Source organism: Flavobacterium cyanobacteriorum (assembly GCF_002251835.1).
GTDB lineage: Bacteria > Bacteroidota > Bacteroidia > Flavobacteriales > Flavobacteriaceae > Flavobacterium > Flavobacterium cyanobacteriorum.
Map to the genome: position 1 here is coordinate 1 of NZ_NOXV01000196.1, position 9177 is coordinate 9177.

The window sequence follows — 9177 nt, forward strand, 5'->3', positions numbered from 1 at the left end:
TAAGCTGGAAATTAATTTAATACAATTTTTGTCGTGTACTTAGCTATGAAATATAAAAATATCAGTATGAATAATGTAGATGATTTATTTTTAAGAGTGATTAATGTCTATGATATAAATTCAAAAGAGCTAAAATATAGGATTATAGATACAGAATTTTCAGAAAGTGGAATTGAAAATTTGCTCACGCCTTATAAAAATGATGAAGATTTATTTTTAAGATCTTACGAAATTACCTTAGAAATAGCGGCATATATTCAAAAGATGTACATAAATAAAATAGATTTTGACTTTTCTAAAAATCTTTATTTTTTAGAAACTGTAGCGCCAAAAGACTTTTTATATTCTTACAAGGAATTCCTGAATAATTTAAAAAATTTTTAGAACCTGATCTTCATTTATTATGTATGCCATTAAATAACATTGCCGCCATTCCTCGCAAATATTTCTTATATATTACATAGATTTGTTACCAAATCTTTACCCTCTTATCAGGGGCAATGTACATGCCGTCGCCGGGCTTAATGCTGAAAGCGTCATAAAATGCATCTACATTTTGCAGCGGCACATACGCCCTGTAGTTGCCCGGCGAGTGCGGGTCGGTCTTTACCTGGTTTTTAATGGCCTCATCGCGCGCTTTGGTCCTCCATATGGTTGCCCACGATATGAAGAAACGCTGTTCGGGAGTGTAACCATCGATTAATCCCGGATTGCCATTCTTTTTTAAGTGAAGCTGCAGTCCGTCATACGCCGCGTTAACCCCGCCAAGGTCGCCAATGTTTTCGCCCAGGGTAAACTTACCGTCAACATAAATGCCCGGCAGCGGCTGCAGCTGGCTGTACTGGTCAGCAAGGGCACCGCCAAGGCTGGTAAATTTTTCCAGGTCTTCATCGCTCCACCAGTTTACAAGGTTACCGTCGGCATTGTATCGTGAACCCGAATCGTCAAATCCGTGTGATATTTCGTGGCCTATTACCGCGCCGATACCACCGTAGTTAACCGCCTCGTCAGCTTTATAATCATAGAACGGCGGCTGTAGGATGCCCGCAGGGAAAACGATCTCATTGTATGACGGGTTAAAGTAAGCATTAACTATTTGCGGCGCCATGCCCCACTCTGTTTTATCTACAGGCTTGTTCAGCTTTATAATGTCTTCTTTAAACTCCCACCTGGTTATGGCCCTCATGTTGCTGAAGAACGAGCCGCCTTCGGCAGGGCTTTTAATTGTAAGGGCTGAATAATCTTTCCATTTGTCAGGGTAGCCTATCTTCACGGTCATCTTCCTTAGTTTCTGGATAGCGTTCTCACGGGTAGATTTTGCCATCCACGGCAGCCTGTTAATGCGGTTCTCGAAAGCCAGCATTACGTTCTTTATCATGTCCTGCGCTTTGGCTTTGGCCTCGGCAGGGAATTTCTTTTCCACATACAGCTTACCAAGTGCTTCGCCCACGGTACCGTTTATTGTTTGCAGTGCGTTCTTGTCACGGCTTTCTTCCTTAAGCGCTCCACGAAGCGTCTTGCTGTAAAACTCCCAGTTAGCGGTTTCAATATCGGTAGAAAGCTCATCGGCAACACTGTTAAGGAGTGTCCAGCGCAGGTATGCCTTCCAGTCCTCCACTTTGTTCTCCTTAAACATCCCGTCAAGCGCGGTCATGTATTTTGGCTGCGACACGATCAGTGTATCAATTTTGCTTACCCCCACCCCTGCAAGGTATTTGTTCCACTCAATTGAAGGTGTAAGCTTCTGCAGGCCGGCCACTGTCATGGGGTTATAGGTTTTCCTGCGGTCGCGGCGCTCAACCCTGTCAAGCCTTGGCTGTGCCATTGCTGTTTCCAGCGCAAGGACTTTGGCTGCCTGCGTTTTAGCATCAGCTTCTTTGTAGCCAAGATACCTGAGCATACGGGCAACATGCTGTACATACTTTTCGCGTTTTTCCTTAGAGTCGGCATCGTCAGACACATAGTAATCCCTGTCGGGCAGGCCTAACCTCCCCGGGCTGATATACAAGGCATTTTTATTACTGTTTTTGGCATCGGCACCCACACCAATGCCAAAAAAGCCGAGGCCTCCCTGGGGTTCCATCTCTACAAGCAGCGCCTGCAGTGATTTTACATCTTTTATTGCATTTATTTTAGCCAGGTATGGCTTCAGCGGTGCAATTCCGGCCTTATTACGGGCTACGGTGTCCATTATAGATTTATAAAGGTTGGCGGCTTTGCCCTGGTCAGTATCTGATTTCAGGTTTTTACCTGCTGCCTCTTTTAATATGGCAAGTGCGTCATTATTGGTATTTTCACGCAGCTCATCAAAGCTTCCCCAACGGGTCTTGTCTCCCGGGATTTCGGTCTGGTCAATCCAGGTACCGTTCACATAGCGGAAAAAATCGTCTGATGGCTTCACCTTCTTGTCCATATACTGCAGGTTGATACCCGGTTTCTGCGGGCCCTGCTTTGTGCCTTTCGTCTGGGCGGTGCCAATGGCAACACTTCCCAGCAGCAGGGCAGCAATGGCTACTTTATTTGTTTTCATACTTTGTTTTTTATTGAGTTATTACAAAAATAAAAAGTTAGGCGCTACGCCGTAAGACATTAGTGTTAAAACTCACCTGCGTGTTACAATTTAATGCTGCTCCGGCACTGTTAATTTCGTAATTTTGCAAAAAGTTTTATTGAAATGGCATCGTTTTTAAAAAAGTATAAGATATTCATTATTGTATTCCTTGCGCTTTCCGTTACCATCCTTTTACTTTTTTATAATGCACTTAAGCCTGAAAAATCGCTGCCGGTATACAACCCGTCTGACGTTAATCCTGAACTTGTTGACACCACTATACAATATGTAGCACGCGACCACAGGATTGCCGACTTTGCCTTTATCAACCAGAACGGGAAGACCATTACACAGGATGACTATAAAGGCAAGATATATGTGGCTGATTTCTTTTTTACTACCTGCCCTACCATTTGCCCCATCATGACAGATAATATGGCCTGGCTGCAGGACAAGATAAAGGATATGCCCGATGTGATGCTCCTGTCACACTCGGTAACGCCGGATACTGACACCCCTGCTGTGCTTAAGGAATATGGGAAGAAGAAAGGCGTGATTGACAGTAAGTGGAACCTGGTGACCGGCGATAAAAAAGATATTTATTACATCGCGCGGAAGTCGTACCTGGCCGTTAAAACCGGCAGCACCAAAGAGCTGTATGACATGGTGCATACCGAAAACTTTATCCTTGTGGATAAAGAAGGGCGCATAAGGGGCTTTTATAACGGCACGAACCTTGATAAAGACAGTGATGGCGAAAAGAACGTAGAGCAGCTGCTGGAAGACATAAAGTGGCTGAGAGAAAATGAAAAATAAGCCCCCGAATGGGATTTTATTTGTAATTTTGCCTTAATTTATTCTAAATAAGCATTGAAAACTACACTTGCAGCGCTTAAAAAAGGCCAAAAGGCTGTTATAACCGAATTTAATATTGATGCCATCCCTTTAAAACTGCTTGAAATGGGGTGCCTGCCGGGTAATATGGTGGAGCTGATACAAATAGCCCCGCTTGGCGACCCTATATACATCAATGTTAATGACAGCCACCTTGCCATACGCAGGGAAACAGCTGTGGAGATTGATGTGGAAATGATAACAGACTAAGCTTTAATGGCATCCCACACCATAAAAATTGCACTTATAGGTAATCCCAATACGGGGAAAACTTCGGTTTTTAACCAACTGACGGGGCTTAACCAGCAGGTAGGCAACTACCCGGGCATTACGGTGGAGCGGAAAGTGGGCAACTGCCGCCTTCCCGGGAATATAAAAGGTGCTATTATTGACCTTCCCGGCACGTATAGCCTTAATGCAAGCTCCATAGACGAAAATGTAGTGATAGAACTGCTGCTGAACCGCAACGATAAGGATTTTCCTGATGTGGCCGTAGTGGTTACCGATGTAGAAAACCTGAAGCGCAACCTGCTGCTGTTTACCCAGATAAAAGATCTTGAAATCCCGACCATCCTTGTTATTAACATGGCTGACAGGATGCAGAAGAAAGGCATTACGCTGGACATCCCTTACCTGGAAGAACAGCTAAAGACGAAAATAGCCGTGGTAAGCTCGCGCAAAGGGACAGGTATAGACAAGATAAAAGACCTTATAGTGGACTATGAGAACCTGTCGACCGAGCCATGCCTGCACGCTTCAACCATAGACCCTGATTACTTTAACAGGCTGCGCCAGGCCTTCCCCAGCCAGCTGCTGTACAAGCTGTGGCTGGTAATTACACAGGATGTAAACTTCGGTATATCAGAAAAGAAAGAACTGCTGGGTACTTCGTTCACTAAAACACGTTCAGAACTAAAAAGGCTGCAGCAGAAAGAAACCATTAAGCGCTACCAGTTCATAAATGATGTGCTGAAAGTAGGGCAAACCATTGATACATCAAAAGCAAATGACCTCAGGACAAGGCTGGACAGGGTGCTTACCCACAAAGTTTTTGGCTATGTAATATTTTTCGGGATACTGATGCTGATATTCCAGTCCATATTTTCATGGTCGGAAATTCCGATGGACCTGATAGACCGTGGCTTTGCATGGCTGGGTACCTATGCCTCAGAACACCTGCCCCAAGGCAAGCTGACAGACCTTATAGCCGAAGGGGTGATTCCCGGCATAGGCGGCATTGTAATCTTTATCCCCCAGATAGCTTTCCTGTTCCTATTTATATCGGTGCTGGAAGAAAGCGGGTACATGAGCCGCGTGGTTTTCCTGATGGACAAGATCATGAAGCGCTTTGGCCTGAGCGGCAAAAGCGTGGTACCGCTTATTTCGGGTACCGCCTGTGCCATACCGGCCATAATGGCGGCACGCAATATTGAGAACTGGCGCGAAAGGCTTATAACCATACTGGTAACGCCATTCACTACCTGTTCGGCAAGGCTACCTGTGTATGCCATAATCATTGCGCTTGTTATTCCTGAAAAGGCCATAGCAGGAATTTTTAACCTGCAGGGGCTTACGCTGATGGGGCTTTACCTGCTGGGCTTTGGCGGGGCTATACTTTCTGCTTACCTGCTTAACAAGGTGCTGCACACCCGGCACAAAAGCTTTTTTGTAGCGGAAATGCCCAACTATAAGCTGCCCCTTTTTAAAAATGTGGCGCTAAATGTGGTGGAGAAAACCAAAGCATTTATTACGGGAGCCGGAAAGATAATACTGGCGCTTTCCATAATTATCTGGTTCCTGGGGTCGCACGGGCCCGGTGAGCGTTTCGATAATGCGCGGCAGATAGTGGCTGAACAATCCAAAGCAGGCCTGATGACACCGGAGCAAATGGAAAATAAAGTGGCTGCTTACCAACTCGAAAACTCGTATATTGGCATTATTGGCAAAACCATTGAGCCTGTAATACGTCCGCTGGGTTATGACTGGAAAATAGGCATTGCCATAGTATCATCATTTGCAGCGCGCGAGGTGTTTGTAGGCACACTGGCAACCATATACAACATAGGCAGCAGCGATGAAAGTGAAGCCACCATAAAAGAGCGGATGAATGCGGAAGTAAACCCCGCAACCGGCAAAAAGGTATTTAACCTTGCCACCGGCGTTTCCTTACTGCTGTTTTATGCCTTTGCCATGCAGTGCATCAGTACGCTGGCCATTACCAAAAAGGAAACCAATTCCTGGAAATGGCCGCTTATACAGCTTTTCGGGATGAGCAGTTTTGCCTATTTGGTTTCGCTGATTGCTTACCAGTTATTAAGATAAAAGTTATGGATATACAGGAACTACTGGTTTACGTAATTGTGGCGGGTGCTGTTGCTTTCCTGATAAAGAAGTTCTTTTTTAAAAAGAAAAAAAAAGGCAATTGCGGCGATGACTGCGGATGCCATTAGCCCAGAGCTACATCAAGCGTCATCATTACCACGAAACCGCCGATAAAACCAAGCGTAGCTATATCGGTATTTTTATCTCGCTGCGTTTCGGGGATAACTTCTTCTACAACCACAAATATCATGGCCCCTGCCGCAAATGCCAGCGCATAAGGCAATATGGGGGTAAAAAAGGCTACGGCTACCGCGCCCAGTACACCGGCTACCGGTTCTACCAGCGCTGACGACTGCCCGTACATAAAGCTCTTTTTGCGGCTCATACCCATACGGCGCAGCGGCATGGCCACGGCTATGCCTTCGGGAAAGTTCTGGATGCCGATGCCTATGGCCAGTGTAAGCGCCCCGGCTATAGAAGCTTCGGGTATGCCTGCTGCCACACCGCCGAACAATACGCCTACGGCCAGGCCTTCGGGTATGTTATGTAGTGTTATGGCCAGCACCAGCAATGTGGTACGCTGCCACGGTGTTTTTGTTTTGATGCCCTCGCTTTCGTTTTCCCTGAAATTGATGTGCAGATGCGGCAGGGCCTTATCAAGCCCGAAGAGGAAAAGCGCACCCAGGATAAAACCCGTTGCCGCCGGGATAACCTTTACAAAACCTTCGCCCTTACTCATATCTATGGCAGGCGAAAGGAGGCTCCAGTAGCTGGCCGCTACCATAACACCCCCTGTAAAGCCCAGCATGCCATCGAGTACGGCACGGTTCATGGACCTGAAGAAAAACACTACTGATGCCCCCGCAGCCGTAAGGAACCAGGTAAACAAGGTGGCATATAAAGCCGCCAGTACGGGGGGTATGCTTTCAAAGTAAGCAATTACAGTATCAAACATATTATACCTGTTTTACAAATAGGTTTCCTGCTATTTTATTAGAAACGGTTACCTGCCTGCCGTTTACCTGTAGTGTTAGCGACAGGTCGAAATTTTCTTTGGCAACAACCTCTATAGCTGAACCAAGCGCTATCTGCTGCTTGTTGAGGTACTGCAGGAAAGCCGAAGAACTGTCCCTGACACCTACGCAAATCACTTTTTTGCCGGCAGCAACTTCAGAAAGCAGTTGTTTTTCCTTTTTGATGATCTTCCCGTTCTTGTCCGGTATAGGGTCGCCATGCGGATCTTCGGTGGGGTGGTCCAGGAACTCATCAAGCTTGTTAATCAGCTTTTCAGATTTTATATGCTCCAACTGTTCGGCCACATCATGAACCTCATCCCATGAAAAATCGAGCTTCTCTACCAGGAAAACCTCCCATAGCCGGTGCTTTCGCACAATCATCAGGGCGTTGTGCCGCCCTTTATCGGTGAGCAGCACACCCTGGTACTTTTTATACTCAACCAGCCCTTTATCGGCCAGTTTTTGTACCATATCTGTAACTGAAGACGGCTTGCTCTATGGAATTGGTAGTAATGCCCTTGAGTGAATGTAGGGAAAGGTGATAAATAACCTTCAGGTAATTTTCTTCGGAGTAGGTCATGCATCATTGTATTGCCTAACAAATATAGCTTAATAAGCCTTAATAAAAAAATAAATTTAGGCAAACCTAAATATTGTGCGGCGGTATGATTATTAATACCTTTGGGTATTGATGGAACACTACGATTATATATTTGCAGGGGCGGGGCTGGCTTCGCTGATGACGGTGCACCGCATGGCCGTTTCAGGGCATTTCTCAGGAAAACAGGTGTTGCTCCTTGATGCTGATGATAAAAAGATCAATGACCGCACCTGGTGCTTTTGGGAAAAAGAGCACGGCGGCTGGGATGCCATAGTAAGCAAGCAGTGGGAAAAAACTTTATTTGGCGGCACAGATTATAAAAAAAGCCTTGATTTTAGCCCCTACCGCTATAAAATGATACGCGGTATAGATTTTTACAATTATGTTTTTGAACATCTAAGGGGGTATAACGATATTGTATTCAAAACGGAAAGAATAACCGGGTTTCAAGAAGGGGGCGGCACCGTAACCGTAACAACAACCGAAAAAAGCTACACCTGCAACAAGCTGCTGAACAGCCTTTATGATCCCGGGGCTGCCCAAAGCAACCATAAATACCCTTTACTGCAGCAGCACTTTACAGGCTGGCATATAAAAACAGACAGGCCTGCCTTTAATGACCGTGAAGCTACGTTTATGGATTTCAGCATTGCGCAGAAGGGGAACACCCGGTTTATGTACGTGCTGCCTTTTGCACCCGATGAGGCACTTGTGGAATATACCCTTTTTTCTGAACACCTGCTACCGGAAGCCGCATACGGGGAAGCCATAACAGCGTACCTGAGTGAACGCGGCATATATAATTTTGAGATACTGCATAAAGAAAAGGGAAGCATACCCATGACGGTTTATCCTTTCTGGGAGCATAATACAAAGAACATCATCAATATAGGCAGTGCCGGCGGGTGGACCAAAGCCAGTACGGGATTTACCTTTATGAACACCGTAAAACAGTCGGCGCGGCTGGTACAGTTCCTCCGGGAAAAAGAGGATTTCAGGATGTTTGGCAAAAAGAACAGGTTTTGGTATTACGACCTGCTTTTGCTTGATATTTTGTACCGGACTAATGAGAAAGGCGCGGGCATTTTTTCGGCCATGTTCCGCAGGGGCAATGCCGCGCTCATTCTTAAATTCCTTGATGAGGAAACCACCTTTGCCGAAGATATAAGGGTAATACTGCAATGCCCTAAAATGCTATTTATTAAAGCCTTACTGAAACGGGCGCTGGGGCATAAACCGCATGGCAGATAAAGCATTTTACCTAAAAATTGCTTATCTTTGTACCGTATTTTAATTTAAAAAAATCATTATGTATCCTGAAGAATTAGTAAAACCGATGCGTGCTGAGCTATCAGAAGCCGGTTTTGAAGAACTACATACAGCAGATGCGGTTAAAGACGCATTATCAAGAAAAGGCACTACGCTTGTAGTGGTGAATTCGGTTTGCGGCTGCGCGGCGCGCAATGCAAGGCCGGGCGCCATTATGAGCCTTGACAGCGCTAAAAAGCCGGATAACCTTATTACGGTTTTTGCGGGTGTTGACAAAGAGGCCGTTGATGCCGCCCGTGAGCAGATGTTCCCGTTCCCGCCGTCATCGCCAAGCATGGCCCTGTTTAAAGACGGTGAACTGGTACACATGCTGGAGCGCCACCACATTGAAGGCCGCCCTGCCGACATGATAGCAGAAAACCTGAAAGACGCTTACGACGAGTTTTGCTAAAAATTAAGAGCCGCTGAAAAGCAGTCATGGAAGCCGTCTCACAACTTGAGACGGTTTTTTTACGTTTTTCTTG

At 45.8% G+C, this 9177-nt stretch carries 9 protein-coding genes and 1 pseudogene; 7 read left to right on the forward strand and 3 right to left on the reverse strand.

What is annotated here, in order from left to right:
- Positions 1–66: 66 nt before the first annotated feature.
- The gene (locus CHU92_RS03985; RefSeq protein WP_129583003.1) at positions 67–384 is read left to right on the forward strand and encodes a DUF7683 domain-containing protein; all 318 of its coding nucleotides are present in this window, start codon (positions 67–69) and stop codon (positions 382–384) included.
- A gap of 85 nt (positions 385–469) precedes the next feature.
- On the opposite strand, the gene CHU92_RS03990 is transcribed toward CHU92_RS03985, so the two are convergent.
- Positions 470–2530: a M13 family metallopeptidase gene (locus CHU92_RS03990; RefSeq protein ID WP_094412841.1), complete on the reverse strand. Its 2061-nt coding sequence runs from the start codon at positions 2528–2530 to the stop codon at positions 470–472.
- A 144-nt stretch (positions 2531–2674) separates the two neighbouring features.
- On the opposite strand from CHU92_RS03990, the gene CHU92_RS03995 reads away from it, so the two are divergent.
- Genes CHU92_RS03995 through CHU92_RS04010 form a run of 4 tightly spaced genes read left to right on the forward strand, consistent with a single transcriptional unit; the run spans position 2675 to position 5895 of the window.
- Complete coding sequence (locus tag CHU92_RS03995) at positions 2675–3367, forward strand: SCO family protein (protein WP_094412843.1); 693 nt, start codon at positions 2675–2677, stop codon at positions 3365–3367.
- A gap of 54 nt (positions 3368–3421) precedes the next feature.
- Entirely contained in the window at positions 3422–3655 is a 234-nt protein-coding gene (locus CHU92_RS04000; protein WP_094412845.1) for a FeoA family protein, read from the forward strand.
- A gap of 6 nt (positions 3656–3661) precedes the next feature.
- The gene (gene feoB / locus CHU92_RS04005; protein ID WP_094412847.1) at positions 3662–5767 is read left to right on the forward strand and encodes a ferrous iron transport protein B; all 2106 of its coding nucleotides are present in this window, start codon (positions 3662–3664) and stop codon (positions 5765–5767) included.
- A gap of 5 nt (positions 5768–5772) precedes the next feature.
- The gene (locus tag CHU92_RS04010) at positions 5773–5895 is read left to right on the forward strand and encodes a FeoB-associated Cys-rich membrane protein (RefSeq protein WP_094412849.1); all 123 of its coding nucleotides are present in this window, start codon (positions 5773–5775) and stop codon (positions 5893–5895) included.
- On the opposite strand, the gene CHU92_RS04015 is transcribed toward CHU92_RS04010, so the two are convergent.
- Together CHU92_RS04015 and CHU92_RS04020 are read right to left on the reverse strand one after the other, a co-directional pair.
- Positions 5892–6722: a ZIP family metal transporter gene (locus CHU92_RS04015; RefSeq protein ID WP_094412851.1), complete on the reverse strand. Its 831-nt coding sequence runs from the start codon at positions 6720–6722 to the stop codon at positions 5892–5894. The genes CHU92_RS04010 and CHU92_RS04015 overlap by 4 nt on opposite strands.
- 1 nt (position 6723) lies before the next feature.
- A pseudogene (locus CHU92_RS04020) lies at positions 6724–7363 on the reverse strand (metal-dependent transcriptional regulator).
- 111 nt (positions 7364–7474) lie between these two features.
- On the opposite strand from CHU92_RS04020, the gene CHU92_RS04025 reads away from it, so the two are divergent.
- Complete coding sequence (locus CHU92_RS04025) at positions 7475–8635, forward strand: lycopene cyclase family protein (protein ID WP_094412854.1); 1161 nt, start codon at positions 7475–7477, stop codon at positions 8633–8635.
- A 58-nt stretch (positions 8636–8693) separates the two neighbouring features.
- Entirely contained in the window at positions 8694–9104 is a 411-nt protein-coding gene (locus CHU92_RS04030) for a BrxA/BrxB family bacilliredoxin (protein WP_094412856.1), read from the forward strand.
- The last annotated feature ends 73 nt before the right edge of the window (positions 9105–9177 follow it).

Excerpts from the sequence above, each read along its gene's own strand:
- CHU92_RS03995 (WP_094412843.1), top strand. The coding sequence starts at position 2,675 with ATGGCATCGTTTTTAAAAAAGTATAAGATATTCATTATTGTATTCCTT.
- feoB (WP_094412847.1), top strand. The coding sequence starts at position 3,662 with ATGGCATCCCACACCATAAAAATTGCACTTATAGGTAATCCCAATACG.
- CHU92_RS03990 (WP_094412841.1), bottom strand. The coding sequence starts at position 2,530 with ATGAAAACAAATAAAGTAGCCATTGCTGCCCTGCTGCTGGGAAGTGTT.
- CHU92_RS04015 (WP_094412851.1), bottom strand. The coding sequence starts at position 6,722 with ATGTTTGATACTGTAATTGCTTACTTTGAAAGCATACCCCCCGTACTG.
- CHU92_RS04030 (WP_094412856.1), top strand. The coding sequence starts at position 8,694 with ATGTATCCTGAAGAATTAGTAAAACCGATGCGTGCTGAGCTATCAGAA.
- CHU92_RS03985 (WP_129583003.1), top strand. The coding sequence starts at position 67 with ATGAATAATGTAGATGATTTATTTTTAAGAGTGATTAATGTCTATGAT.
- CHU92_RS04025 (WP_094412854.1), top strand. The coding sequence starts at position 7,475 with ATGGAACACTACGATTATATATTTGCAGGGGCGGGGCTGGCTTCGCTG.
- CHU92_RS04010 (WP_094412849.1), top strand. The coding sequence starts at position 5,773 with ATGGATATACAGGAACTACTGGTTTACGTAATTGTGGCGGGTGCTGTT.